The organism is Rhodospirillales bacterium (assembly GCA_016872535.1).
Taxonomy (GTDB): Bacteria; Pseudomonadota; Alphaproteobacteria; order Rhodospirillales; family 2-12-FULL-67-15; genus 2-12-FULL-67-15.
Genome location: VGZQ01000011.1, coordinates 22,926 through 49,104 on the forward strand (window position 1 = coordinate 22,926; position 26,179 = coordinate 49,104).

General features: G+C 65.9%; 28 protein-coding genes. 16 read left to right on the top strand and 12 right to left on the bottom strand.

The window, feature by feature from the left end:
* Positions 1-2: 2 nt before the first annotated feature.
* The 5 genes from phnE (FJ311_03720) to ugpQ all read right to left on the bottom strand — a co-directional run bounded on the left by phnE (FJ311_03720) (position 3) and on the right by ugpQ (position 4,300).
* The gene (phnE, locus tag FJ311_03720; protein ID MBM3950543.1) at positions 3-800 is read right to left on the bottom strand and encodes a phosphonate ABC transporter, permease protein PhnE; all 798 of its coding nucleotides are present in this window, start codon (positions 798-800) and stop codon (positions 3-5) included.
* Between the two features lie 13 nt (positions 801-813).
* Positions 814-1,563: a phosphonate ABC transporter, permease protein PhnE gene (gene phnE / locus FJ311_03725; GenBank protein ID MBM3950544.1), complete on the bottom strand. Its 750-nt coding sequence runs from the start codon at positions 1,561-1,563 to the stop codon at positions 814-816.
* Positions 1,564-1,604: 41 nt separating this feature from the next.
* Positions 1,605-2,402: a phosphonate ABC transporter ATP-binding protein gene (gene phnC, locus FJ311_03730; protein ID MBM3950545.1), complete on the bottom strand. Its 798-nt coding sequence runs from the start codon at positions 2,400-2,402 to the stop codon at positions 1,605-1,607.
* A gap of 37 nt (positions 2,403-2,439) precedes the next feature.
* The gene (gene phnD, locus FJ311_03735; GenBank protein ID MBM3950546.1) at positions 2,440-3,477 is read right to left on the bottom strand and encodes a phosphate/phosphite/phosphonate ABC transporter substrate-binding protein; all 1,038 of its coding nucleotides are present in this window, start codon (positions 3,475-3,477) and stop codon (positions 2,440-2,442) included.
* 76 nt (positions 3,478-3,553) lie between these two features.
* On the bottom strand, positions 3,554-4,300 hold the full coding sequence (gene ugpQ / locus FJ311_03740; GenBank protein MBM3950547.1) for a glycerophosphodiester phosphodiesterase: 747 nt from the start codon (positions 4,298-4,300) through the stop codon (positions 3,554-3,556).
* 57 nt (positions 4,301-4,357) lie between these two features.
* On the opposite strand from ugpQ, the gene FJ311_03745 reads away from it, so the two are divergent.
* Positions 4,358-5,077: a glutamine amidotransferase gene (locus FJ311_03745; GenBank protein ID MBM3950548.1), complete on the top strand. Its 720-nt coding sequence runs from the start codon at positions 4,358-4,360 to the stop codon at positions 5,075-5,077.
* Between the two features lie 65 nt (positions 5,078-5,142).
* Positions 5,143-7,431 (top strand): NADP-dependent malic enzyme, encoded by a 2,289-nt coding sequence (locus FJ311_03750; GenBank protein MBM3950549.1) that lies wholly within the window; start codon positions 5,143-5,145, stop codon positions 7,429-7,431.
* A gap of 16 nt (positions 7,432-7,447) precedes the next feature.
* On the opposite strand, the gene FJ311_03755 is transcribed toward FJ311_03750, so the two are convergent.
* Positions 7,448-8,548: a YeeE/YedE family protein gene (locus tag FJ311_03755; GenBank protein ID MBM3950550.1), complete on the bottom strand. Its 1,101-nt coding sequence runs from the start codon at positions 8,546-8,548 to the stop codon at positions 7,448-7,450.
* Between the two features lie 73 nt (positions 8,549-8,621).
* Positions 8,622-9,689 (bottom strand): tartrate dehydrogenase, encoded by a 1,068-nt coding sequence (locus FJ311_03760; protein ID MBM3950551.1) that lies wholly within the window; start codon positions 9,687-9,689, stop codon positions 8,622-8,624.
* A gap of 123 nt (positions 9,690-9,812) precedes the next feature.
* Here FJ311_03760 and FJ311_03765 point away from each other — a divergent pair, with 123 nt between their 5' ends.
* Together FJ311_03765 and FJ311_03770 are read left to right on the top strand one after the other, a co-directional pair.
* Positions 9,813-11,672, top strand: a complete 1,860-nt coding sequence (locus tag FJ311_03765) for a hypothetical protein (GenBank protein MBM3950552.1) — start codon at positions 9,813-9,815, stop codon at positions 11,670-11,672.
* A gap of 3 nt (positions 11,673-11,675) precedes the next feature.
* On the top strand, positions 11,676-13,286 hold the full coding sequence (locus tag FJ311_03770; GenBank protein MBM3950553.1) for a hypothetical protein: 1,611 nt from the start codon (positions 11,676-11,678) through the stop codon (positions 13,284-13,286).
* On the opposite strand, the gene FJ311_03775 is transcribed toward FJ311_03770, so the two are convergent.
* Positions 13,255-13,659, bottom strand: a complete 405-nt coding sequence (locus FJ311_03775; protein ID MBM3950554.1) for a hypothetical protein — start codon at positions 13,657-13,659, stop codon at positions 13,255-13,257. The genes FJ311_03770 and FJ311_03775 overlap by 32 nt on opposite strands.
* Before the next feature lie 142 nt (positions 13,660-13,801).
* Here FJ311_03775 and FJ311_03780 point away from each other — a divergent pair, with 142 nt between their 5' ends.
* The 3 genes from FJ311_03780 to FJ311_03790 all read left to right on the top strand — a co-directional run bounded on the left by FJ311_03780 (position 13,802) and on the right by FJ311_03790 (position 17,742).
* A complete protein-coding gene (locus tag FJ311_03780; GenBank protein MBM3950555.1) occupies positions 13,802-14,275 on the top strand; it encodes a hypothetical protein in 474 nt (157 codons plus the stop codon).
* Positions 14,276-14,365: 90 nt separating this feature from the next.
* Positions 14,366-17,035, top strand: coding sequence for a glycosyltransferase (locus FJ311_03785; protein ID MBM3950556.1), 2,670 nt, complete (start codon positions 14,366-14,368; stop codon positions 17,033-17,035).
* Positions 17,036-17,136: 101 nt separating this feature from the next.
* Positions 17,137-17,742, top strand: a complete 606-nt coding sequence (locus FJ311_03790) for a hypothetical protein (protein MBM3950557.1) — start codon at positions 17,137-17,139, stop codon at positions 17,740-17,742.
* A 33-nt stretch (positions 17,743-17,775) separates the two neighbouring features.
* On the opposite strand, the gene FJ311_03795 is transcribed toward FJ311_03790, so the two are convergent.
* Complete coding sequence (locus FJ311_03795) at positions 17,776-18,333, bottom strand: hypothetical protein (protein MBM3950558.1); 558 nt, start codon at positions 18,331-18,333, stop codon at positions 17,776-17,778.
* A gap of 68 nt (positions 18,334-18,401) precedes the next feature.
* The gene (locus FJ311_03800; protein MBM3950559.1) at positions 18,402-19,238 is read right to left on the bottom strand and encodes an amidohydrolase; all 837 of its coding nucleotides are present in this window, start codon (positions 19,236-19,238) and stop codon (positions 18,402-18,404) included.
* A gap of 107 nt (positions 19,239-19,345) precedes the next feature.
* Between FJ311_03800 and FJ311_03805 the strand changes: the two genes are divergently transcribed.
* The 8 genes from FJ311_03805 to FJ311_03840 all read left to right on the top strand — a co-directional run bounded on the left by FJ311_03805 (position 19,346) and on the right by FJ311_03840 (position 25,062).
* Positions 19,346-20,062, top strand: coding sequence for a succinate dehydrogenase/fumarate reductase iron-sulfur subunit (locus tag FJ311_03805; protein MBM3950560.1), 717 nt, complete (start codon positions 19,346-19,348; stop codon positions 20,060-20,062).
* The gene (locus FJ311_03810; protein MBM3950561.1) at positions 20,005-20,397 is read left to right on the top strand and encodes a succinate dehydrogenase; all 393 of its coding nucleotides are present in this window, start codon (positions 20,005-20,007) and stop codon (positions 20,395-20,397) included. Before FJ311_03805 ends, FJ311_03810 begins: the two co-directional genes overlap by 58 nt.
* Positions 20,394-20,759 carry a succinate dehydrogenase, cytochrome b556 subunit gene (sdhC, locus tag FJ311_03815; GenBank protein MBM3950562.1) on the top strand — a complete coding sequence of 122 codons (366 nt, stop codon included), beginning with the start codon at positions 20,394-20,396 and terminating at the stop codon, positions 20,757-20,759. Before FJ311_03810 ends, sdhC begins: the two co-directional genes overlap by 4 nt.
* Before the next feature lie 62 nt (positions 20,760-20,821).
* Complete coding sequence (locus FJ311_03820) at positions 20,822-21,823, top strand: ABC transporter substrate-binding protein (GenBank protein ID MBM3950563.1); 1,002 nt, start codon at positions 20,822-20,824, stop codon at positions 21,821-21,823.
* Between the two features lie 4 nt (positions 21,824-21,827).
* A complete protein-coding gene (locus tag FJ311_03825; GenBank protein ID MBM3950564.1) occupies positions 21,828-22,640 on the top strand; it encodes an ABC transporter ATP-binding protein in 813 nt (270 codons plus the stop codon).
* Positions 22,633-23,529, top strand: a complete 897-nt coding sequence (locus tag FJ311_03830) for an ABC transporter permease (protein ID MBM3950565.1) — start codon at positions 22,633-22,635, stop codon at positions 23,527-23,529. Before FJ311_03825 ends, FJ311_03830 begins: the two co-directional genes overlap by 8 nt.
* On the top strand, positions 23,526-24,407 hold the full coding sequence (locus tag FJ311_03835) for a fumarate hydratase (GenBank protein ID MBM3950566.1): 882 nt from the start codon (positions 23,526-23,528) through the stop codon (positions 24,405-24,407). Before FJ311_03830 ends, FJ311_03835 begins: the two co-directional genes overlap by 4 nt.
* Before the next feature lies 1 nt (position 24,408).
* A complete protein-coding gene (locus FJ311_03840; protein MBM3950567.1) occupies positions 24,409-25,062 on the top strand; it encodes a fumarate hydrolyase in 654 nt (217 codons plus the stop codon).
* 34 nt (positions 25,063-25,096) lie between these two features.
* Here the strand turns inward: FJ311_03840 and FJ311_03845 are convergent, their stop codons facing one another.
* Both FJ311_03845 and FJ311_03850 read right to left on the bottom strand, forming a co-directional pair.
* Positions 25,097-25,510 (bottom strand): type II toxin-antitoxin system VapC family toxin, encoded by a 414-nt coding sequence (locus FJ311_03845; protein ID MBM3950568.1) that lies wholly within the window; start codon positions 25,508-25,510, stop codon positions 25,097-25,099.
* Positions 25,510-25,752: a type II toxin-antitoxin system prevent-host-death family antitoxin gene (locus FJ311_03850; protein ID MBM3950569.1), complete on the bottom strand. Its 243-nt coding sequence runs from the start codon at positions 25,750-25,752 to the stop codon at positions 25,510-25,512. The genes FJ311_03845 and FJ311_03850 overlap by 1 nt, the downstream gene beginning before the upstream one ends.
* Before the next feature lie 177 nt (positions 25,753-25,929).
* Between FJ311_03850 and FJ311_03855 the strand changes: the two genes are divergently transcribed.
* Positions 25,930-26,179, top strand: a 250-nt coding sequence (locus FJ311_03855) for a hypothetical protein (protein ID MBM3950570.1), incomplete at its 3' end; no start/stop codon positions are given.

Here is a 26,179-nt window from a genome sequence, read left to right on the forward strand (position 1 = left end):
TCTCAGATGATTCGCTTGCGGATGTGATTGACGACGATCTCGGCCAAGACCACGACCGCGAAGATAGCGAGCAGCACGGTCGCCACCTGATGCCAGCGGAACAAGTTCATGGCGTCGTCCAGCACCATGCCGATGCCGCCCGCCCCGACCAGGCCGAGCACCGCGGATTCGCGCACGTTGATGTCCCAACGGAACAGCATGATCGACCAGAACGCGGGCTGCACCTGCGGCCAGTAGCCCTTGGTGAAGACGCTCGCGGGCGGCGCGCCGGCCGCCGTCAACGCCTCGATCGGGCCGGGCGCGGCTTCCTCGAGCGCCTCGGCGAACAGCTTGCCGACGAACCCGATCGAGCGGAAGGCGATCGCCGCGATTCCGGCCAGCGCGCCGGGCCCGAAGATGGCGACGAAAAGCAGCGCCCAGACCAGCGTGTTGACCGAGCGCGACGACACCAAGATGAACTTGGCGAACTGGTTGAGAATCGCGCTCCGCGTGATGTTGGTCGCCGCCAGCACGCCCACCGGCAACGCCAGGAACACCGTCACCACGGTGCCGAGGGTGGCGATGTGCAGCGTTTCCATCAGCGCGCCGTGCACGGTGTCGGGATAGAACTTCGCGTCCGGCGGCCACATGCGGCGCAACAAATCGGCCATTTGTTCCGGCGCGTCATAGAAAAACTCGGGAATCACCTCGATGGTCCGGATCGACACGACCACGGCGGCAACGACAAACAGATAGACCGCGAAGCGGGCCATCCTTTCGCGCGGAGTGAATCGTTCCCAGGTTCGTTGGTCGCCGACCATGCGGGTCCCGCCCTTATTGGAATGTCGCCCGCAGCCGGGCCGAGAAGGCTTCGGACACCATGATCAGCGCGATGATCGCGAGCAGGATGGCGAGAACGAAGTCGTAATCGAACCGCTGGAACGCGGCGAATAACGTGCCGCCGATACCGCCCGCGCCGACGATGCCGACCATGGTCGAATTGCGCAGGTTGGAATCGAGCTGGTAGGCGGAAAAGCCGATGAAGCGCGCCAGCACCTGCGGCATCACCCCGAAGATGATGACGTTCAGGAACGGCGCGCCGGTCGCGCGCACGGCCTCGACCTGCTTCAGGGAGATTTCCTCGATCGCCTCGGCGAACAGCTTGCCGATGAACCCGACCGAGGCGACGATCAACGCCAACACCCCGGCCAGCGCGCCGAAACCGACCGCCTTGACGAACAGGATGGCGACGATGACCGGGTGGAACGAGCGGCAGACCGCGATCAGCATCCGCGCCGGCCAACTGACCCAATCCGGCATCAGGTTGCGCGCCGCCAAGAGGCCGATCGGCATCGACAGAATGATACCGACGGCGGACGCGATGATCGCGATTTCGAGGCTTTCGGAAAGATCGTGCAGCAGAAGCTTCCAGCGGGAAAAATCCGGCGGAAACATCCGCGCGAGGAAATTGGCGCCCTGTTCCAACCCGATCAGGAGCCGCGCCCAGGTGATGTCCAGCAGCGATGCCGCATAGATCGAATAGGCGAGCAGCGCGAGCCAGCCGATCCGCGCCGGCCAGCTCATGCCGGGCAGGCGCCGGTTTGTGGGATCGGTCGCCGCTCGGCTCATGTGGCAAGCCACCCTTCGCCGCCGTAGATACGCTTCAGATGATCGTCGGTCAGGTCGCCGGGCGGCCCGTCGAACACGATCTTGCCGCCCGACATGCCGACGACGCGCGCGGCAAAGCGCCGCGCCAATTCCACCTGGTGGATGTTGACGATGACCGGAATGCCGGCCTTTCCGGCGAGATCGACCATCAGCTCCATGATCTCGACCGACGTGCGCGGATCGAGCGACGAGGTCGGTTCGTCGGCGAGCAACAGGTCGGGGCCCTGCATCAGCGCGCGGGCGATGCCGACCCGCTGGCGCTGCCCGCCCGAGAGCGCGTCGGCGCGCTGTTTGGCGAACGCACCCAGGCCCACCGCGTCGAGCAGGTCGAATGCCCGCGCGATGTCGGCGGCGGGAAACCGGCGCAGCCACGCGGCGAACGGATTGACGTAGCCGAGCCGCCCGCACAGCAGATTTTCGATTACGCTCAGGCGTTCGACCAGGTTGTATTCCTGAAAGACCATGCCGATCCGCCGCCGCGCGGTACGCAATGCGCGCCCGCGCAGATGTGCGATGTCCTGGCCCATGAACAGGATTTCGCCTCGAGTCGGCTCGACCAGTCGGTTGATGCAGCGGATCAGGGTGCTTTTCCCGGTGCCGGACGGGCCGATGATCGCGGTCAGCCCACGGCCCTCGACCGTCAGGCTGACGCCGTCGAGCACCCGCGTGCCGCGCACGTATTCCTTGGTGAGCTCGCGAATGACGAGGGAGCGGGCGTCGGGCCCGCTCCCCCGCGCGTCACGACCGTCGGACAACTCCGGCTTCACCGACCCGAGATCCGACGGAGACCAACTATTGCTTTTTCTGCCCGGCGGCTTCCTTGGCTTTTTTCGCCGCCGCGGCTTCCTTGGCCGTTTCCTTCTCGAACTGGTCGCGCGAGTAGGTTTCGCCGTTGGCCTCGGCGATGTCGCGGATCATGGCCCAATCCTTCTTGTAGGTAATGGGAAAGAATCGATCCGCCCCGCCGAAGGTTTTCACCATCTCCGGCGTGAAGCGGTAGTCGGCGAACGCCTTCTTGAGCTTGGCGGCGAGATCGGGATGCAGATCGTGCGCCAGGCCGAAGGACGAGGTCGGGAACGTCTCGCTCTTGTAAATCACCCGGAAATCGTCGCAGTTGACGGTCTTACGCTCGCACATCCGCTTGAACACGTCGGAGGCGACCGGCGCGGCGTCGTAATCGCCGGAATTGACGCCGAGCACCGACTGGTCGTGCTTACCGGAATAGATCACCTTGTAATCCTGGTCGGGCACCAAGCCTTCCTTGGGCAGCAGCACGCGCGGCGCGAGGTTGCCGGAGTTGGACGACGCCGAGGTGTGCGCCACCTTTTTGCCCTTGAGGTCGGCGGGCTTCTGGAAGGGGCTGTCCTTCTTGACGATCAGGGCCAAGTGATAGCCCTGGAAACCGTCCTTGTCGCCCTTGACCGCGATCGGCACGTAGCCGGCGAGATTGACCGCGTAACCGGTCGGCCCGGTCGAGAAGCCGGCGATGTGCAGCTTGCCCGAGCGCATCGCCTCGACCTCGGCGGCGTTGGAGTGGACCGTGTAGTAAACCACCTTCTTGCCGGTCGCCTTGGCGAGATATTCCTGGAAGTCGGCGAACGCCTGCTTATAGACGGCCGGGTCTTCGACCGGCGTGTAGGTGAAGATCAGGGTCGAAGGGTTCTTCCACTTCTTCTGGTCCTTCGGCAGGTCGGCGGTCAAATCGCCGTTCTCATCGCAGTACATCGGATCGAGCCGCCCGCGCGACTTGCAGTCGTCGGCGAATGCGGGCGCCAGCCCCGCGACCGTACCGGCGAAAAGGGCTGCGAACGCAAACGTCAACTTGGTCATGGTCAAGGCCTCCCCTGGTGTTTTGAGCAATATTATCCGCAGGTTGCCACAAAATCGCCCCGAAGGCGACTCGCCTCTATTCCAATACCCCGAGAATCCGTTCGGGATAGTCGCTGAACACCGATTCGACCCCCCAGGCGAACAATTGCGCGGCGGAACGGACGTCGTTGACCGTATAGGCCCGTACCGCGTAGCCCGCCCCACGCAACCCGACGACCCGGGCGCGATCCAGGAATTGCCCGTTGCAGTGGATCGCGGTCGCGCCGGTTTCTTCGGCCAGCGCGCGCCAATTGCCGGGCGGTTCGCGAAAGATCAGCGCGCGGGGAAACTCGGGTGCGGCCGCCGCAGCCACGACCAGCGCGCCCGCGTTAAAGCTCGAGAGAAGCGGCGCCGGCAGCCGTCCCGGCCAACGGGCCTTGAGCGCCCGGGCGACGACCTCGCCGGTCTCGCGCTCGCGCCCCGGGCACGGCTTGATCTCCACATTGGCGCCTAGACCCAAGCGCGCCAGCACCACCAGCGCCTCCTCCAGGGTCGGAATCCGCTCGTCCTGGTAACGCGCCTGATACCAGGAACCGGCGTCCAGCTTCTTGAGCCGCGCGAGCGAAGTTTCGGCCACCTTGCCCTTGCCGTCGGTGGTGCGTTCCAGGGTCTCGTCGTGAAAGAGGATCGGCTCGCCCGTGCCCGCGAGCTTGACGTCGAATTCGACCCAGCGCGCGCCGAGGCGCGCGGCCGCGGCCAGCGAGGCGATGGTGTTTTCCGGCGCGTGGCCGGCGGCCCCGCGATGGCCGATGACCCGAGGCACTTGGGGCGGATGGCGTTCCATCGGTTCCTTCTTTATCCTAGCGGCGACCGCAGGCAAGGTTAACCGGAGCCGCCGTCCATGAAAACCGTTCTCGCCCTTCGCCATGTGGCATTCGAGGATCTCGGCGGTTTCGCTCCCGTGTTCGCGCGGCGCGGTTATACGATCGAATACCTCGAAGCCGGCGTGGATAACCTCGCCCGTCCGGCGCCGTACGAACCGGATATTCTCGTGATCCTCGGCGGGCCGATCGGCGTCAACGACGCCGCCGATTATCCGTTCATCCGGGACGAACTCGACATGCTCGCGCGGCGCGCCAAGGCCGGGCGTCCCACCCTCGGCATATGTCTCGGCGCGCAACTGATGGCGCGCGCCCTCGGGGCGCGGGTCTATCCGGCAAAAGCCAAGGAAGTCGGCTGGGCGCCGATCCGATTGACCGACGAAGGGCGCCGCTCGTCCCTGGCCGCCTTGGCGCCGAACGGCGAGCCGGTGTTGCACTGGCACGGCGACACGTTCGATCTACCCGAAGAAGCTACGCGCCTGGCATCGACCGACATCTGCCCGAACCAGGCGTTCGCGTGGGGCTCCGCGTGGCTTGCCTTGCAATTCCACGCCGAGACGACCCGGCGGGGCCTGGAGCAATGGTTCATCGGACACACGGTCGAGATCGCCGCCACCCCGGGCGTATCGGTCGGCCAGCTCCGCGCCGACACCGCCCGCTGGGGCGCTTCGTTGGAAACCCGCGGCGCGGCATGCCTGGAACGCTGGCTCGACGCTGTCGAAACGATTGACGGCGGCTGATCCGGGGGGCGACAATTCCCCCGGCGCTCTCCGCCGCAACCGGCGCCGACATCTCCGCGTCCCCCATGCCGCCCGACAATCCGCTCGAACGCCTGGCTCTCGAATACCACCGTCTGCCCCGGCCGGGAAAAATCGCGGTGGTGCCGACCAAGCCGCTCGCCAACCAGCGCGACCTCGCGCTCGCCTATTCGCCCGGCGTCGCCGCCGCGTGCGCGGCAATTCAAGCCGATCCGTCCGAGGCCGCGTCGCTGACCGGCCGCGCGAACCTGGTCGCCGTGGTCACCAACGGCACCGCCGTACTGGGCCTGGGCGCAATCGGCCCGCTCGCCGCCAAGCCGGTGATGGAGGGCAAGGCGGTGCTGTTCAAGAAATTCGCCGGCATCGACGTGTTCGACCTCGAGATCGCCGAAACCGATCCCGACAAATTGGTCGATATCGTCGCCAGCCTGGAGCCGACCTTCGGCGCCATCAATCTCGAAGACATCCGCTCGCCCGACTGCTTCGCCATCGAGAAAAAGCTGCGCGCGCGGATGAAAATCCCCGTGTTCCACGACGACCAGCACGGCACCGCCATCGTCGCCGCCGCGGCGCTGCTCAACGGCCTTGCCGTCGTCGGCAAGCGGATCGAGGGGGTCAAGCTGGTCTCGACCGGCGGCGGCGCGGCCGGCATCGCCTGCCTCGACCTACTGGTCGAACTGGGCCTCAAACCCGAACATATCGTCCTGGTCGATCACAAGGGCGTTGTCTTCAGGGGCCGCACCGAGGACATGACCGAGCAGAAGGCCCGCTACGCCCGCGACACCGAGGCGCGCGCGCTGGCCGAGGTCATGGAGGGCGCGGACGTATTTCTCGGCCTCTCGGCGCCGAACATCCTGAGCGCGGACATGGTCAAGGCGATGGCGCGCAACCCGTTGATTCTCGCGCTCGCCAACCCGGTGCCGGAAATCATGCCCGACGTCGCCAAAGAGGCGCGGCCCGATGCGGTGATCGCCACCGGGCGTTCCGATTTTCCCAATCAGGTCAACAACGTCCTGTGCTTCCCGTTCATTTTTCGGGGCGCGCTCGACGTCGGCGCCACCGCCATCAACCGGGAGATGGCGCTCGCTGCCGCCAAGGCGATCATGGAATTGGCCCGCGCCGAGGTGACCGAGACGGTGGAATCGGCCTATGTCGGCGAAGATATGCGCTTCGGACCGGATTTTCTGATTCCGAAGCCGCTCGATTCGCGCCTGATCGTCGCCATCGCCCCGGCGGTCGCCAGGGCGGCGATGGATTCGGGCGTGGCGACCCGCCCGATCGCCGATTTCGACGCCTACCGCGAACAGTTGGGACGTTTCGTCTTCCGCTCCGGCATGCTGATGAAGCCGGTGTTCGAGCGCGCCCGCCAGGCGCTCAAGCGCGTCGCCTACGCCGAAGGGGAAGACGAGCGGGTGTTGCGCGCGGTCCAGGTGGTGCTCGACGAAAAAATCGCGGTACCCATCCTGATCGGCCGGCCCGAGGTGGTGGCGAAGCGGATCGAGCGGCTGGGTTTGCGTTTCCGCCCCGGATCAGACTGCGAGATCGTCAATCCGGAAAGCGACCCGCGCTTCAACGACTATTGGCGGCTCTACCATTCATTGACGGAGCGCAAGGGCGTTTCGCCCGATCGAGCACGCACGCGGGTGCGCACCAACAACACCGTGATCGCGGCATTGATGCTGCGCCGGGGAGAAGCCGACGCCATGCTGTGCGGCGCGGGCGGACGCTACGTCGATCACCTGCACCATATCCGCCATGTCATCGGCCAGGCGCCGGACGCGCGGGTGATGGCGGCGCTGGTGCCGCTGATCCTGCCGCACGGCACGTTCTTCCTGACCGACACCCACGTGACGGCCGAGCCGACCGCCGAGGAGATCGCCGAGATCGCGCTGCTCGCCGCCGAGGAAGTGCGCCGCTTCGGCGTCGTCCCGAAAGTGGCGCTGCTGTCGCATTCCAGTTTCGGCAGCCGCGACACGCCGTCGTCGCTCAAGGTGCGGGAAGCGGTGCGGATTATTTCCGAGCGCGCGCCGGGCCTCGAGGTCGAAGGCGAAATGAATGGCGACGCGGCGGTGAACGAAGAACTGCGCAAGCGCATCTTTCCCAATTCGCGTCTCGCCGGAACGGCCAACCTGCTGGTGATGCCGAACCTGGACGCGGCCAACATCTCCTTCAACCTGCTCAAGTCCCTGGGCGAGGGGCTGTCGGTCGGACCGATCCTGCTCGGCACCGACCGCCCGGCGCACATCATCACCTCGGCGGTGACGGCGCGCGGGCTGGTCAACATGACGGCATTCGCCGCGGTCGACGCGCAGACGCGCGGCCGGGGCGACAGCTGAAAGGAAACGTAAGACTTTAGCGTGCAAATACGGCGCGCATTGCGCCGCCGAGGCTGCCTTCCTCCAGGTACTTCATACCGAAGTAGCCGCCCGCCCAGATCGAGACCAGCGCGAGAAAGGAACCGAGCGCGAGGGTCGAGACGCCGGTCAGCCCCTGGCCGATGGTGCAGCCTATCGCCATCACCCCGCCGACGCCCATCAGCGCGCCGCCCGACATGTGCCGGCCCATGTCGCTCGCGTCCTTGAACGCCTCGATGCGGAAGGTGCGATCGAGCAGCGCCATCAGGAACGCGCCGAGAATCACGCCGCCGACCGTGGCGACGCCGAAATTGATCGCGGTGCCGGTGAAGGTCATCAGGAACATCACGCTTTCGCCCACCGGCGCGACGAAGGTCATGCCGGCGAGCGGCGTCGGCTCGAACGGATCGTTGCCGACGATGCCGGTGATCGCCCACGCGGCCGGGATGGTGGCACCGAGAATCAAGCCGGCGGCGACGTCGTGCCGGGAGGCGCGGAACTCCGCGTCCTTGAAGCAGAACCAGATCAGGCCGAGGGCGACGATCAGGGCCACCGCGAGGCGCGCGTTGGCGAGCGCGAGGCCGGTCGACGCCGCCAGCAGGTCGGGCACGCCTTGGGCCGGGATCTTGGCCTGGGCGAGGTTGATGTTGACCGCGGCTTCGAGCGGAATCCGTCCCGCCGCGATCAACCCGCGCATGGTCATGTAGCCGAACACGGCGATGAACAAAGCGACCACCAGCGATTTCAGGTTGCCGCCGCCGAGGCGGACCAGGGTCTTGCTGCCGCAGCCGCCGCCGAGCGTCATGCCGAAGCCGAACAACGCGCCGCCGACGATGGCGCCGAGCCAGCCGAGATTGGGCGTGAGATAAACCGACTTGTTGAGGTTGATCAGGCCGGCCACGTGCATGGCCTGACTGCCGAGAATGGCGACCGCGATGGCCAGCAGCCACGCCCGCATCCGGTTCCAGTTGCCCATGAACACGATGTCCGAGATCGAACCCATGGTGCAGAAGTTGGTCTTCTGCGCGGTCGCTCCGAATACGACCCCGAGGGCGAGCCCCAGAGTTGCGACAACGTATTTGACTGGAAATTCTTCCACCGTCGTCTCCCCGCTCCCGCGCCAATATTACAAGAGTATAATATAGTCTTAAAACCGAAGCCAGACGGCTTCCCTAGAGGGCCCCCTCGACCGCGCTGGTCATTTCCGCCGTGCTCGCCCGGCCGCCTAGGTCGCGGGTGCGAACCTTGCCTTCCCTCAGCACCCGTTCGATGGCGGCGTTGATGGCCGCGGCCGCTTCGGGACAGCCCAGGTGCTCGATCATCATCGCCCCGGTCGCGATCATGGCGATCGGGTTGGCGATGCCTTGGCCGGCGATGTCGGGGGCCGAGCCGTGCACCGGCTCGAACATCGACGGATATTCCTTCTCCGGGTTGATGTTGCCGGCGGGCGCGAGGCCGATCGAGCCGGCGATGGCGGCGCCCAGGTCGGAAAGAATGTCGCCGAACAGGTTGCTCGCCACCACCACGTCGAAGATGTCCGGCTTCTGCACGAAATGGGCGGCGAGGATATCAATGTGGAACTGCGCCGTCTTGACGTCGGGATAGCGCGCGGCGTTGGCGGCGAAGCGTTCGTCCCAATAGGGCATGGTGACCGCGATGCCGTTCGACTTGGTCGCCGAGGTGACGTGACCCCGGCGCTTGCGCGCGAGTTCGAACGCATAGCGCTGCACCCGGTCGACGCCCTTGCGGGTGAAGACGCTTTCTTGGATCACGAACTCGTCGTCGGTGCCGCCGTAGGCGCGCCCGCCGATCGACGAATACTCGCCCTCGTTGTTCTCGCGCACGATGACGAAGTCGATGTCCTTGGCGGTGCGATCAGCAAGCGGGGTGCGGATGCCGGGCAACAGCCGGGTCGGGCGCAGGTTCACGTACTGGCGCAGTTCGCGCCGGAGCGGGATCAGAAGCCCCCACAGGGACACGTGATCGGGCACGCCCGGCCAGCCGACCGCGCCGAGCAGGATCGCATCGAACCCGCGCACCTGGGCGATGCCGTCTTCCGGCATCATGCGTCCATGGCGGGCGTAATGGGCGCAGCTCCAGGGGAATTCCTTCCATTCGAACGACACGCCGAAGCGCTTGCCGGCTGCCTCCAGCACCTGGATAGCCGCCGGAATGACTTCGGAGCCGATGCCGTCGCCGGGGATCAGGGCAACGCGGAACCTGCGTATGTTGGTGGTCATGGTTTTACACTCTTAGGGACGGAAGCAACGAAACCATAGAATGGACGCCACTTTCCAGGCAAGACGAGGTGCGCCCATTCAAGACAGGGGCGCCTTTCATGGTGTAATTTGGCCGAAATGTTGGTGTCGTTTCTGTTCATTGTTTTGAGTGTCCTTGGCTTGGGCGGATTTTGCCCGGTGCCGCGCGCGCCGCTTGGCGTGCGCCTTACGTTTGGCTGGAGCGCGCTGACGATCCTGCTCATTCTCGGCGCGGTCTTTTTCGCCTTGCCGTTGCGGGCAACTTCCCTCGCCATTGCCGCGCTGGCCGCGATCGGATTGGTCGCGCGGGCGAGGACCGCTTTTCAGCGAGAAGACCTGAGGCATCCCGTCGTGCCGTTCGCGGTGCTAGCTGCCGTCATGATCGCCTTCGGACCCGGCCTATATCATCCCGTGGCCTGGGACGAGCTTTCTTACTGGATGTACATCACGCGCGAAATCGTCGTCGCCGACAAAACCATCGCGCCCGGCCTGATCTATCCCAACCAGGGCCATACCCTCGGCTGGCAACTTCTGATGGCCTATCCGCAGGCTCTTTTTTCCGACTTCATCGAAGGGCGTTCTTATCCCTCCGTCGTCGCCCTGCACCTCTCGACACTGGCGCTTGCCGCCGATTTCGTCCGCCACTTAGTTCGCGGCCGGGGAATGGACGATAAAATCGTGGTCGCCGCGGGATGGATCGCCATCCCGCTTCTCCTCGCCGCCCAGGCGATGTGGATTTTGTTTCCCACGCTGCTGCTGATCGAAAAGCCGCAGATTTACTCTTATGTGGCGGCAATCATGCTTGCCATCATGACAATCGGGGCACAGGAAGGAAACGCGCCGCGATGGGGCTTAACCGCGGGGATCGCGCTGGCCGCGTCTTATCTCCTGAAGATCACCGCGATTACGCTGTTCCCCGCATGGGGGATTTTTGCCCTGATCCTGCTGATGCGCCGCAACCGGACCGCCGTCATCGCGGTGGCGGCAATGGTTCTTCCCGCCCTTCTGACCGCCGCCGGTTGGCCCTTGATCGTCCCAAGCGAGGGGGGCTGCCAGGTCAAGCCCCTCCTCGTCATCTCCAAGATGCTGCAGCTTCATGACGAGGTATGGATGACAGCCAAGGGGTTGGGCGGACTACTTTCCGCTTATTACGCCGAATACAAACCCGCGGTCTCGATTGCCGCGATTGCGGGATTGGCAATGAGCCTTCGCCACCGCGCCGGGGCATTACTGACCTCCAGCTTGATTGTATTTTTCGCGACCTATCTGACGGCTCTCCTGTTTTCCTATGTCGGTTGCTGGTCGGGGTACGAAAAGGAGACGTTCATTTCTTACGAGCGTTACGGCCGCGTGATTCTGCGCGTCCTTCATGTCTTCGGCCTTGCGATGCTGCTCGTATCCGTCATCGAATGGGCAGGCCGCCGGAACTGGTTCGACTTCCGCGGCCGCCGGGTCGCCGCCGCGGGAGCGGTTCTTTTCGCCGCATTCCTCGGCTGGCAGGGGATCAAAGCCCATGCCGCCCTGCACGAGATCGCCGCCCGCGACAGCGGGGACGAGCGCGATATCGCCGTCCTTGCTGTTCGCCGCAACCTCGAAAAAATAAAGTCCTGGGCGGATTCTCGCGGTGGTGGCTCCTTGCCGCGCATCATGATCGTCGCCCAGAAAAGCACCGGCTTCGAGAATGTCATCGCTGCCTATCATGCCCTTGGCATAACCCGAGGCGGTCCGACCCGATCCCTGGAACTCGAACCGATCTTCAGTTTCGGCCAAACGGCGGGAAACATCTGGATGAGGCCTCTGGCACGGGAAGAAATCCTGACGATCGCTGGAAAGGCCGATCTTCTCTGGCCGATCACCCTTGACGATTACGCCCGCGACGCCTTGGCACCCATTCTGGCCGCCTGTCCGGGTAGCTCATTTGTCGTCCGCACCGGCACGACCTGGGGTTGTCCGCCCCGGCGCTAACCCATGACCCGCTGGTTCGCAGGCCCCGCGTTTCTGATCGCCGCGTTGCCGTTCGCGCTCGCCTGGTTCCTCGCTGGGCGGCCGGTGCCGCTCGCCGACGGCGTGGGCGGCGCGATCCCGTGCGTGTCCTACACGCCGTTTCGCGGCAATGAAACGCCGTTCGAAGAAAGCTTCGTCGCCAGGCCCGAGCGGATCGAGGAGGACCTCGCCCGACTCGCTGGCGAAGGTATCCGCTGCGTGCGCACCTACGCGGTCGATCAGGGCCTCGAGCGCGTGCCGGAGATCGCCGCCCGGCACGGCATCCGGGTGTTGCTCGGGGCTTGGATCGGGCGCGAGGCCGCCAAGAATCGGATCCAGCTCGAAACCGCCGTCCGCCTTGCCAACGCGCACTCCGCGACCGTGCGCGCGGTGATCGTCGGCAACGAAGTGCTGCTCCGGCGCGAGCGCACGGCGGACGATCTTGCCCGCGATCTCGCCTGGGTGCGCGCGCGCACCTCCGTTCCGCTCACCTACGCCGACGTGTGGGAGTTCTGGCTGCGGAACCCCGCCCTTGCCGACGCGGTCGATTTCGTCACCGTGCATGTCCTGCCCTACTGGGAGGACGAGCCGATCGCCAACCGCGATGCGGCCCCGTACACGGTCGATATTTGGCGCAAAATGCGCGAAACCTTTCCCGGAAAGCCCGTGTTCCTGGGCGAGACCGGCTGGCCGAGCGCGGGTCGCATGCGCGAAAGCGCGCGACCCGGCCGGATCGAGCAGGCCCGATACCTCCGCGAATTTTCCCAGCTTGCCGCCCGCGAATCCGGGCTCGATTTCAATTTGATCGAGGCGTTCGACCAGCCGTGGAAGCGCGTCTCGGAAGGAACCGTCGGCGGCCATTGGGGCATCTTCGATGAAGCCCGCCGCCCCAAGTTCCCCTGGACCGGCCCCATCGCCGCCGTGCCCCATTGGCGACTCGCGCTGACGGCGACCGAGATCGTCGCCCTCGTCTTGTTTGCTTTCGCGTTCGGCCCCGCGCTATCGGTCGCGCGCTGGCTCGCGCTTGGAGTTTTCGCCCATGCCGCGGCAGCCATGTCCGTCATCCACGCCGAGTTTCTGGTCGCGGCGAGCCGAGGACCTCTCGAATGGGCGATCGGCGCGGTCGGGCTCGGTCTCGGCCTTGTTCTCGCCGCGCTGGCGGCAATGGCGCTCGCCCGCGGATTCGCCGACCGGCCGATTCCACCCACGAGCGACGCGCTCGCCTGGCTGGCCCGGCCCCGGTGGACATCCCTCGACCGGAACTTGACCTATGCCCTGATCCGGTTCGCGTTCCTGTTCGCGGCCGTGGTCCACACCCTAAGCCTCCTTTTCGACGGGCGGTACCGGGGCTTCCCGGTCGCGGGTTTTCTGATCCCGGCCGCCGTGTTCGCGGGGATGGCTTGGCTTGGCTCGAAACGCCGCGACGCCGCAAATGATCCGCAGGGTTGGGCGATGGCCTGGGTCCTGGCGGCGGGAGGGATCGCGGTCGCGACCCTCGAAGGCTGGGCCAATCATCAGGCCCTGATGTGGGGGTTGACCGCTCTCCTGCTGGCCCTGCCGTGGCTCAACCTTCGCCGGGCGCCATGGACGCGATAAGACCGAGCGCGACCGCAACCGCGCCGAGGCCCGCGTTGTAAAGAGCAAGCGCGAGTCCGCCCGCGACCAGTGATGCCCGGATGGCCGCCCGGCACGCCTTGCGGCCGAACAGCGCGTAAAGACCCACTGCCGTCCCGGCTCCGCCCAGAATTCCGAGATGGAACAAGGAGATCAGCCCCTGGCGCAGGCCGCACCCCCAGGTCCCGGCCGCCGCCCCGAGGCAAGCCTGTCCAACGGCCTCGGGCTCGATGGCGGCGAAACGAATCGCCCAACCGACCCCCAGGCCGACACCCGCCCAGCCGAGCGCCCCCAGCAGGCGGCGGGCAAGTGCCCGACCACCCGCCAGGGGTTGCGTGTCGGAAGCTTCGGCCATGGTCGCCACCTTTTCCGTTAACCCGCCGCTCTCGGCCCCCGCAACCGGCTTGGGGAAGCCATGCGGGGGACGCAATTGCTTTTTGAATGGTAAAGCCTATATTGCGCGCCGACCACGTTCCCTCTCGCACCGTTCGAAGACCATGATCAAGTTCGCGCGCGGGCTGGCGGCATGCGGCGCCCTGCTGCTCTCGGCGGGAATCGCCATGGCCCAATCACCGTCGGGCACGCCCGAAGCCGCGCCCGCGGCGCAGGCTCCGGTTTCGGCGCCCCAGGCTCCGGCCCAGCGCCCGGCCGTACAACCGAGACGCCCGGCCGCCGCGGCAGAGCCGCGCATCACCGCCGCCTCGCCCGAATGCGCCTGGAGCGGACGGCGCATTCTGAGCCTGCTCGTGCGCGACGACGTGGACACCGCCGACAAGCATCGCCGTTTCTACGAGCAGTTCGGTTGCCCGACCGCCCATATCGGCTTGGCGCTCCGCTGCGTGATCCGTTCCGACCTGCCGCCCGCCCCTACCCAGGGGAATGTTCAGCAGGGCCAAGCACTCGCCAAGGCGTTGGCCGAGCGGGTCGAGCAATGCTGGGACAAGCCGTCGATGAATTACCTCAACCGCTGAATTGCGCCCGAAACGACACAAACCGGCCACGAAACCGCCCCAATCCCCGACCATCCTCCGAACCCAGCGCCGCCCGTCGAAACCGCCGCCATGAACGTCCTCAAGACCTCTCCCAAAGCCGCCCGGATCGGGGTCATCGCCGCTGCGCTGGTGGCGACCGGGCTCGTTCACGCCGCAGCTTGGGTCTGGACCTACCGCACGGTGGTTCCGCCGGATGCCGGGTACGTGATCGAATCCCTCTCCTTCAACATCGACATCCGCAAGAAGAACCCGTCGCCGCGCGAAAGCGAGCGCCGCATCGAGGAGATCGAGGAACGGATCGAGCGCATCGCCGACATCACCCAGGGCATCCGCACCTATTCGGTGCTGGCCGAATTGGCTCATGTGCCCGAGATCGCCGCGCGCCACGACCTCAATGTCACCCTCGGCGCGTGGATCGGCAAGGACGAAACCCGCAACCGCCGCGAGATCGAGAGCGCGGTCGAATTGGCCGCCCGTCACCGCAACGTGCGCTCGATCGTGGTCGGCAACGAAACCATCCTCCGCCAGGAACGCACGCTCGAAGAGTTGATCGGCCACCTGCGCGAGGTGCGCCGACGCGTCAACGTGCCGGTGACCACCGGCGAAACCTGGGATATCTGGATCGCCCATCCCGAGCTGGTGAAGGAAGTCGATTACATCGCCGCCCACATCCTGCCCTACTGGGAAGAGAAATCGGACGCCATCGCACTCCGCTACGCCTTCGACCGCTACGAGGACCTGCGCCGCGCTTATCCCGGCAAGCGCATCGTCATCGCCGAGTTCGGCTGGCCGAGCCGCGGCTACAACCGCAACGACGCCTCGCCGCACCTGATGAGCCAGGCCGAGATCATCCGCGGCTTCATCGCCGAAGCCCATCAACGCGGCATTTTCTACAACATCATCGAGGCCTACGATCAACCCTGGAAGACCGCGGAAGGCAGCGTCGGTCCGTATTGGGGCCTGTTCACCGACAAGGGCCAGCCGAAGTTCAAGATGGTCGGCCGCGTTGCCCTCAAGGAGCATCGCATCCTGGGCGTGGCGGCTCTCGTTCTCGGCGCCGGGTTGACCGTGTTCGGCCTGTGGCGCCGACGCCCCACTTTTGGTCACGCGCTCGCCTACGCCGCCGCCGCACAGGCCATGGGTGCCGGCATTGCGCTTGCCGCCGCCTATCCCTTTACCCATTACCTCCACTTCGGGGCCTGGGTGATGTGGATCATGGGTTTCAGCCTGATGATTCCGCTCGTCATCATCACGCTCGCCAAGGTCCACGAGATGGCCGAAGTCATGCTCGGCCGCGCCCCCGGACGCCTGATCCCGAACGAAGGACTTAAGGCACGCGCGCCGCTGCCGATGGTGTCGATCCACATTCCGGCCCACCGCGAACAGCCGGGGCTGGTCAAGCAGACGCTCGATGCCGTCGCCCAACTCGATTACCCGAATTTCGAAGCGGTGGTCGTCGTCAACAACACGCCCGAGGAATTCTATTGGAAGCCGATCGAGGAGCATTGCCGCGCGCTGGGTGCCCGCTTCAAGTTCATCAACGTGCTCGGCCTCAAGGGCTTCAAGGCGGGCGCGCTTAACCTCGCGTTGGAACACGCCGCGCCCGAGGCCGAGATCATCGCGGTGATCGACGCCGATTACGTCGTCCACCCCGACTGGCTCAAGAACCTGGCGCCGGCGTTCGAGGATCCGGCGGTCGGCCTGGTCCAGGCGCCGCAGGACCACCGCGACGGCAACGCCTCGCGGCTGAAATCGGTGATGAACAGCGAATATGCCGGATTTTTCGACATCGGGATGATCCAGCGCAACGAAGACGACGCCATCGTCCAGCACGGCACCATGTGCCTGGTGCGCCGCACGGCGCTGGCCGAGGCCGGCGGCTGGTCGAGCGACACCATCGTCGAGGACACCGAGTTGGGCTTGCGCCTCTACGAGGCCGGCTACACGGCCTTGTACACCAATCGCCGTTACGGCTTCGGCGTGTTGCCCGACACCTTCCAGGCGTACAAGACCCAGCGCGAGCGCTGGGCCTACGGCGCGATCCAGATCATTCGCAAGCACTGGCGCCACATGCTGCCGGGTGCGCGCACGTTGAAGCCCGAGCAGAAACGCGAGTTCGTCGCCGGCTGGGCGTTCTGGCTGTCGGACGCGCTTGGCGCGGCCGCTTCGATCCTCAATCTGCTCTGGGTGCCGGCGATTTTGTTCGTCGGCGTGCTGATCCCGACCGTGGCGCTGACGCTGCCGATCCTGACGGCGTTCATCGTCAATCTGGTTCACTGCGTGGCTCTCTACCGCACCCGGGTCAAGGTGCCTCTCGCCAAGATCGCGGGTGCGGCGCTCGCCGCCATGAGCCTGCAGCTCACGGTCGCGGGCGCGGTGATGAACGGCCTGGTGCGCGACAATCTGCCGTTCAAGCGCACCGACAAGGGTGGCAACGCCAAGCGCAGGGCGGCGGAGAACCCGGTCCGGCGCGAGAGCGCGCTCGGCCTTCTTCTGCTCGCGGCCGCCGTCGCGCTCTACCTTACTAACGAGTTCCGGGTGACGGAGATCGACGTCTTCGCGTTCGCGCTCCTAATCCAAGGCCTGCCGTTCCTCTCGGCGATGGCCATGGCCGGGATCGAGGCGTGGGACGCGCGCGAGCGCGCCAAGCCGGCGCCGATGCCGCCCGCCGTCCCGGCGCAGCCGGCGACGCCAAAACCGTCGGTTCCGACGCCGGTCTATCCGCTCGCCGCCGAATAAAACCCCGTGCTTGGCGCGCTTTGCCTCGCGCGCCGGATGGTCTATCTTTTTGAGCGATCGCACGCCCCCGACCGCGCGCACACCCGGAGTCGACACCCGTTATGCCGACCGAACGCACCATCGAGCCGATGTTCGCCGTCGGCGTCCAGTTCAGCAAGATTCCCGATAGCGAAACCCTGAACGCCGAACTCAAGGAAGAGATCGCGCGCATCAAGGGAACGGTGCCCAACAGCCTGCCGCAGGGCTGGAGTTGTCACGTCTACACCACCATCCGCAGCCAGCTGAATCTGATGGACCGGCCCGCGTTCAAGAAACTGGGCGATATCATCATGGCCGAGTCGGCCGCCTACGCGCGGGGCTACGGCCTCGACATCGACCGTTTCCCGCTCCGGCTCAACGAATGCTGGGTCAACGTCTACGGTCCAGGCGACGCCCAGGACGTGCATGTCCATCGCAATTCGGTGCTGAGCGGCATTTATTATGTCGCCGCGCCGCCGCAAAGCGGCGAGTTATTGTTCCACTCGCCGATGTCCGAGGTGATGCTGGAGCCGCCGATCACGGAAGTGAACCTGTTTAACGTCCCGGTCCGCAACGTGGTCCCCAGTCCCGGCACCATGATCTTTTTCCGCAGCTGGCTCCGCCACAGCGTCAAGCCGACGCTCGGCAAGGAAGAGCGGATCAGCGTCGCCTTCAATCTCACCATGTGAGCGGGAAAAGTCCGCTCCGCCCCGCGCGACGTTTTACTGCTTGATGTTGAGAACGACCGGTTTCACCTCGCCGGTTTTCAAATCGAATGTCGAGCGGCCGGTGTAATTGATGTGTCGGCCGTAGGTGTGCAGCGAAACGGTGATTTTGTCGCTGTCGTTCCACACCGAATGAATCCCCTTGGCGCGGAGACAGATCACGTCCCCTTCGCCCGCCAGAATGGTGCAACGTTCCACAAGCTTGGCATGGTCGGGCCGCGAACGGTCGTCGAGCCGGTTGTATTTGACGTTGCGCTCGACCCCGTCGACACCCACCACTACCGCCCAAGTGCCGTGGTCGTGGGCTTCGAAGCCGTCATGGGGCGCCCAGGCAATGGCGAACACCGCGAGACTGTGGTCCGGTTCTTCGTGCAGCAGATGCACGCCGAATCCCTGCTCGGGGTCGGTTTCATAATGACCGGGCTTGAGCCACGTCTTTTTCCCGGCGGCGAATTTTTGCGCCAACGGCGCGACCCGGCCGAGAATTTCGTTTTCGTCGGTGGTCGCCGCCGCGATCGCGCGGAGATCGGATACGTAGCGCGCCAGATCGTACATGGAAGACTCCTTCATCGGACGACAAGTTTCCCCGAACAGCGGGCCCGAGTCCATTCCCGAAGCGGCGTCTATTCCCCGAGCGGAGGACCGCCGAACAGGCGCACCGCGTTTTCCCAGGCGATCTTCTTGGCGACCGCGGGCGGAAGCGCCGCGAGATAACGCCGGTGCTCGGCGATCAGATCGCCATAGGAACTCCAACGCGAGGTGACATAGGTGTCGCTGCCGACCATGAAGCGGTCGGCGTGGCGGATAAGCAAATCGCGCCATTCCGGATCGATCCCGGCCCCGCCGGCGATGGCGCCGGCGCGGAACGACAGCTCGGTCCACAGATTCTTGTGTTTGTCGAGCAGCGGGCCGATGACCGACGGCGGCTCGCTCATGCCGGCGTGGCCCCACAGCACCTTGACCTCCGGTTCCATGGCGAAGATCGCCTCCACCACCTTGGCGTCGGTGTGGACATAGACGTAGAGGCCGCGTTCGCGCGCGCGCGCGATCACCCGGCGCACGACCGGGGTTTGCGCGTCCGCGACGCTCCATAGATGGAACTCGCCGACGCCCTTGTAGACGCCGCTTTTCAGGCGCTCGTCCATGTAGGCGACGACCTGGTTTTCCCGATGCCAGGTCGAATTGTTGACGCCCTCGTAATAGGGCCGGAGCATCGGCACGAACATCGTCGGATCGGCCGCGCGCAATTTCAACGTGCCGTCGTCGGGCGAAGACGACACCAGCGCGCGCCCCACCCCGGCATCGCGCAGCTTTTTGGCGATCGCCGCGGTGTCGTAAGTCCCCCAGGCGTCGCGGCTGTAGTGAACATGCACGTCGTAGATCGGCAGTTGCGCCTGCGCGCGCGCGTCCGGCGATACCAAGGCGATACTCACGGCCATCGGCAACCAGTGCCATTTCATGGAACCCTCCCTCCGCCGTCCGGCGGGCCGGTGTCGACTATACGCGATTTCACCGGCGGTCGCTTGCGCCTTGCGGCTGCGCGGCCGGAACCTTAGGCTTCTGCTCCATGAGCGAGACCATGCTCGACGTACGCGTGTGGCGGGGGGGCGACGCCGGCGCGTTCCAGACTTTTGCCGTTCCGAGGCGGGCCAACCAGACGGTTCTCGACGTCGTCTTCTGGATTCAGCGCCATCGCGATCCCACCCTCGCGTTCCGCTACGCCTGCCGGGTCGGCATGTGCGGCAGCTGTGCCATGACCGTCAACGGCCGCCCGCGCTGGACCTGCCGCACCCACGTCGCGCGGGTGACGAACGCGGGTCGCCTCACCGTTGCGCCGCTCCGCAACCTGCCGGTCATCAAGGACTTGGCCGCCGACCTCGCGCCCTTCTTCGCCAAATGGACCAAAGCCGAAGGGCGGTTCATGCCGAAAGCCGGACTCGGGCCCGACTTCGCGGTCGTGCCGCCGGAATCGCGCGAGCGGCGCGCCGCCGACGCCGGCATCGAATGCATCGGCTGTGCGGTCTGTTACGCGGCCTGCGACGTGGTCGCCTGGAATCCGGATTATCTTGGCCCTGCTGCCCTCAATCGCGCCTGGACGCTGGTTAACGATATCCGCGACGGATCGCCGACGCGGCTCAAATCGGTTGCCGGCGACGCGGGTTGCCATGCCTGCCACGGCCAGGAAGGCTGCCGCCGCCATTGCCCGAAGCATCTCGATCCGACCGGATCGATCGCCGGCCTCAAGCGCGCGAGCGCGCTCGCCGCGTTGAAAGGCGAATTGTGAACACCCGGGTTGAATCTCTGTTCTGGCTCGCCCAGCGCGCATCGGCGGCAATACTCGCGGTCTGCGTCGCCGTTCATCTCGGCACCATGATCCTGGCGGTGCGCGGCGGCCTGACCGCGGCCGAAATCCTCGGGCGCGTGCGTGGCTCCGCCGCTTGGGAAGTTTTCTATTGGGTGTTCGCTTTGGCGGTCGCGGTGCACGCGCCGCTGGGCTTGCGCGCCATCTTGCGCGAATGGGCGGACTGGCGCGGGCCGAGCCTGGAAGGAGCGACGGCGCTTGCCGCGCTCGCGCTCGCGGTCTTCGGCATTCGCGCGGTCGCGGGGCTGATCGGATGAACGGCGCCGGAACCAGACCGGTCTGGGGTGGTCGCGCGCACGCGGGTTGGATCGCCTTTGCCGTGCACCGCCTGTCGGGAATCGCGCTGGCGCTGTTCCTGCCGCTGCACTTCTGGGCGCTTGGCTTGATCAACGAAAGCGAGGCTGCCCTCGATTCGGTACTGTCCTGGTCGGTCCATCCGCTGGTCAAGTTGGCCGAGACCGCTTTGGTCATCGCGCTCGCCCTGCACTTGGCCGGCGGGGTTCGTCTGCTGCTGGTCGAGTTCGCACTCTGGCGCGGTCGCCAGGAGGCCGCGATCGCGGGCGCTTTCGCCTTTGCCGTGGCCGCAGGTCTTCTGTTTTTGCTCAACGCGGCGGGTTGAACGCCCGCGCGTCCGACCGCATAATGCGGGAAAATGAACATTCATCCAGGGAGGAACCATTCATGAACATCCGCATTGCCTGCGCCGCCGCCGCGGCGTTTCTGATTGCCCAACCTGTGGGGGCACAGGAGTTGAAGGAACTCCGCGTCGCCAAACAGTTCGGCATCAGCTACCTGCCGCTGATCGTGATGGAGAAGAATGAGTTGTTCGAAAAGCACGCCAAGGCCCAGGGCCTGGGCGATGTCAAGATTTCCTGGCTGCAGCTCGCGTCCGGCGCGCCCATGAACGACGCGCTGCTGTCCGGAAACCTGGAAATCGCCGCCGGCGGCCAAGGCCCGTTCATCACGATCTGGGCCCGGACTAAGGGTAACCTCAACGTCAAGGGGATATCGGCGCTCAACTCGATGCCGCTCTACCTCAACACCATCAACCCGGCGGTCAAGTCGCTCAAGGACTTCACCGACAAGGACCGGATCGCCCTGCCGGCGGTCAAGGTGTCCTACCAGGCGGTGACGCTGCAGATGGCGGCAGAAAAGGTGTTCGGGGCGGGCAAGCACAACGCCCTCGATCACCTGACCGTCTCCATGTCGCATCCCGACGGCCACAACGCTTTGATGTCGGGCAAAAGCGAGATCACCGCCCACTTCACCTCGGCGCCGTTCATGTACCAGCAGCTCGAGGACCCCAAGGTCCGGCGCGTGCTCTCGTCCTACGAGGCGGCGGGCGGCCCCGCCACCTTCAACGTGCTGTGGGCGGCGAGCAAGTTCCGCGACGGCAACCCCAAGACCTACAAGGCGTTCATGGCCGCGCTCGAGGACGCGATGACGTTCATCAACGCCGACAAGACCGCCGCCGCCAAATTGTGGATCGAGTTCGAAAAATCGAAACTCAGCCAAGCCTTTGTCGAGAAAATCCTGAAGGATCCGGAGAACGTGTTTACCACCACGCCGCAAAGTATCATGACGTACGTTTCGTTCATGCATAAGGTCGGCTCGATCAAGGAAAAGCCGGCCAAGTGGAGCGACATGTTCTTTCCCGAGATCCACGGCAAGCCGGGAAGCTGAAGTCATGGCATCGACCGGCGCGGCGAGCACCCCCGCGCCACTACTCGACGTCGACGGGGTCACGCTCCAGTACAAGACCCACGAACATCTGGTGACCGCAACCTGGCGGGTGGGATTTCACGTCCATCCTGCCGACCGCTTCGTCGTGCTCGGCCCCTCGGGCTGCGGCAAGTCGACGCTGCTCAAGGGTATCGCCGGTTTCATGCGCCCGGTCGAGGGCACGATCCGGCTGCGCGGGCATACGGTCGAGCGTCCCGGTCCAGACCGCATGATGGTTTTTCAGGAATTCGACCAGCTGCTGCCGTGGAAGACGGTCGAACAGAACGTGCTGTTTCCGATGCGGGTCAGCGGCCGCTTCCCGCGCGCCGAATTGCGCGAACGGGCGCGGGCGGCCATCGACAAAGTGAATCTCACCAAGTTCCGCGATGCCTATCCGCACACCCTGTCGGGCGGGATGAAGCAGCGCGTCGCCATCGCGCGTGCCATGGCAATGGAGCCCGACATCTTGCTCATGGACGAGCCGTTCGCCGCCCTCGATGCGCTGACCCGGCGCAAGATGCAGGAGGAACTGCTCCAGCTCTGGGACGACCTTCGGTTCACCGTGCTGTTCGTCACCCATTCGATCGAGGAAGCGATCATCGTCGGTTCGCGCATTCTGGTCCTCTCGCCGCACCCGGGCCGAGTCAAGGCGGAACTCAACGCCCATGGCCTCGGCCACGATCATCAGGGCGGGTCGGAGTTCCAAGTGCTGCATCAGCGCATCCACGACATGCTGTTCGCCGACCGGATCGAAGAGGAGGAGCGCGTTCATGCCTGAATCGCGCCCCGTCTCGACGACCAAGCTCGCGCCGCCGATCCGGCCTGAGTTCGAAACCAAGCTGGAGGCCGACACCTCGATCGGCGCGGTCGAGCGCCCGCTGTCGGCGTGGGAGCGGATTACCAACGTCGCCGCCGTCCGCCGCGCCATGATTCTGATCGCCCTTGCGCTCGCCTGGGAACTCTACGCCCGTTGGGTCGGCAACCCGCTCATGTTCCCGACCTTTTCCGAAACGGTCGGGGCGTTGTGGGAATCGACCGTCAAGGGGCCTCTCCTGGACCGGGTGTGGACCTCGATCCGCGTTTTGCTCATGGGCTACGCCGCTGGAATCGCGCTGGCCGCCGTACTCACCTCGCTCGCGGTCTCGACACGGGTCGGCACCGACCTGCTCGCGACCCTCACCGCCATGTTCAACCCGCTGCCGGCGATCGCGCTGCTGCCGCTCGCGCTGCTTTGGTTCGGGCTCGGCACGCCGAGCTTGGTCTTCGTGATCATCCACTCGGTGTTGTGGGCGGCGGCGCTCAATACCCATACCGGCTTTCTCGCCGTATCCGAGAGCCAGCGCATGGCCGGCCAGAATTACGGCCTTACCGGCGCGCGTTACGTCGCGCTGATCTTGATTCCGGCCGCTTTTCCCTCGATCCTGGCGGGACTCAAGATCGGCTGGGCCTTCGCCTGGCGTACCTTGATCGCGGCCGAGATGGTGTTCGGCGTCTCGGCGCGCTCGGGCGGGCTTGGCTGGTTCATCTTCGAGAACCGCAATATGTTGGAAACCGCCGCTGTCTTCGCTGGCTTGACCACCGTGATCGTCATCGGGCTTGTGGTCGAGGGCGTTGTGTTCCGCACCATCGAGGCGCGCACCGTGCGCCGTTGGGGCATGCAGCGATGACCTTCCACCCCGACCTGGCGGCGATCGAGGACACCGCCCGGCTGCTCTATATCCGCGCGCTCAAGCTGTTGCCCGACGATATCAAGGATGGCTTCCGCCGCCTCGATGCAAACGAGCGCGACCCGACCGCCAAAACCGTGCTCGCCACCATGACCGAAAACATCTCGGTCGCGGAAAAGAACGATAACCTGCTCTGCCAGGACACCGGCATTCCCATCTACAACGTGGTCATTGGCCGGAACGTGGAGCTGGACGGCGCGGCCCTCAAGGCGGCGATCCGCAGCGGCGTCGCGCGCGCGACCCGCGAACATCCCTTGCGTTCTTCCGTCGTCCATCCCCTGACGCGGATCAACGAGCACACCAGTTGCGGGCCGGGCGTACCGGTCATCAACATCGATTTTTCGGAACGCGACGACGAATTGCGCCTGGAGATGATCCCCAAGGGCTCCGGTTCCGAGAACGGCTCTTTCCTGCGCATGTGCGTGCCGGCGGAAGGGATCGACGGCATCAAGACCTTTGTCATCGACAAGGTGATGGAGGCCGGCGGAAAAGTATGCCCGCCGACCATCGTCGGCGTCGGCGTCGGCGGCACGTCGGACCTCTGCATGCACCTCGCCAAGGTGGCGGCGACCCGCGCGCTCGGCACCCGCTGCCCCGACCCGGAGGGCGCCAAGCTCGAAACCCTGCTTTCGGCGGCGGTCAATTCGCTCGGCATCGGGCCGCAAGGATTAGGCGGCGATTCGACCGCGTTCGCGGTACACGTGGAACTGGCCGCGACCCACATCACCATGAACCCGGTTGCGGTCAACATCCAATGCCATTCGGCGCGGCGCGCCGTCGCTACTTTCACGCCCAAGGGCGTCGCGTTCGGAACCTGACATGGCCCACCACGATTTCACCACGCCGATCACGGAAACGCAGACGCGCAACCTTCGCGCCGGCGACACCGTGACCCTCAACGGCACGCTCTACGGCATTCGCGACGCGACCCAGATCCACATGTTCGACCGCGGCCGCAAGACGCGCTTCGACCTCAATGGCCACGCGGTGATCCACACCGCCCCCAACGTGCGCAGGCTGCCGTCGTTTCCCGACAACGCGCCCAGGTACGCGCCGGTCTGCATCGGCACCACCACCAGCGCGCGCATGGAGCGCTTCACCCGTCCCCTGATGGCGCAATACGGCGTGCGCCTGATCATCGGCAAGGGCGGGCTCGGCCCTGAATCGCTCGCCGCGTTCGCCGAGATCGGCGGCGCCTATCTCGCGGTCATCGGCGGCGCGGCGGCGCTGGAGACCACCTGGATCGAGGAAATCGAGGACGTGGACCTGGACGACCTCAATCCGGAATCCTTGTGGAAGTTCCGGGTCAAGGGCTTCGGGCCGCTGCTGGTCGGCATGGATTCGCACAAGGGCAGCCTTTACGCCCAGGTCGCGGACGAAGCCCAACGCCGTCGCGCCGCCGCGCTGGCCAAGGCGGGGGTTAAGCCTTCGCCCGCGGAAGGGCTACGGCCCCCGGGCGGGGCGAAGGTTTAGCTATTTCGCCGAGGACGCGGCGCGAACGGACCGTTCACGCGCGCGGCGCCGGCCCGACCAGCGCAACGCCTTCCGCGCGGGCGGCCGCCGCGAGGCGTTTGTCCATCGTCGCCAAGGGGAGCTTTCGCGCGACCGCGAGCGCGAGATAGGCAGCGTCGTAGGCGCTCAGCCGATGACGCCCGGCCAAGCGCACGATCTCGATACTGTCGCCCCCGCCCGCGTTCTCAAGCGGCAAATCGGCGAGGCGCTGCAGGAGCGCCAGGACGTCGCTTTTGCCGATCCGGTTCCGTCGCACGGCGACGATCAGGATGTTGCGGATTTCGTGCCAAAGCAGGTCGGGCGCGAGCGCGTCCTCCGTCTCCAAACGGGCCAGCGCGGATTCGGCGAGCGGATCGTCCTCGTTCAGGACCCAGGCGCCCACGACGGACGCGTCGGCGACGAAGGCCATCAGTGACGGCGGCCCTCGCCCCGCCAGGACAGGATTTCCTTCGTCGTCACGGGGCCGAGCCGCGTTCGTTCCGCCCGCAAGGCGCCGATCGCCGCGCGCCGCCGCGCGCGCGCGTCGATGCGCGTGAGCTTCGCGATCGGCGCGCTGCCGCGCGCGATGATCACTTCTTCCCCGGCTTCGACTTTCGCCAGAAGCTCGGAGAGCCGGGTCTTGGCGTCCGCGACCTTGACGGTGATGCTCATGGTCCGCTCCCGGATTTTCCGGCCGTTCCCGTCCGATGATAGGTCCGCGGCGCGGGCTTGGTCAACCTGTTGGCCAAGTTGCCGGGCGGCGGCCCGGCCGGGGGGCGGCCTTCCGCGTTGCGCGAATTTCGCCTAAACTTCGCGCGTCCGCGTGGACTCGCGGCGAGGCTTCGCGCCATGGACGGCGGGGTACATCGGCGACGGGATATCTTGCGCGCCCTGGGCGCGGGCGCGGCGTGCGCGGCCGCGCTCGCGGGCTGCGCCGGCGCGGAGGGCTTCGGGCGCTACCGCAGGCTCCCGACCCGCGAGGTGCGCCACACGGTCCTGATCGACGCCCTGAAACGGGAAAACCACGAGGTCTTCGGGTCGGGGGTGAACGAAACCCATTCCCGCCTGCTCGGGCAACTGCTGGTGGTTCCCGGCGGCG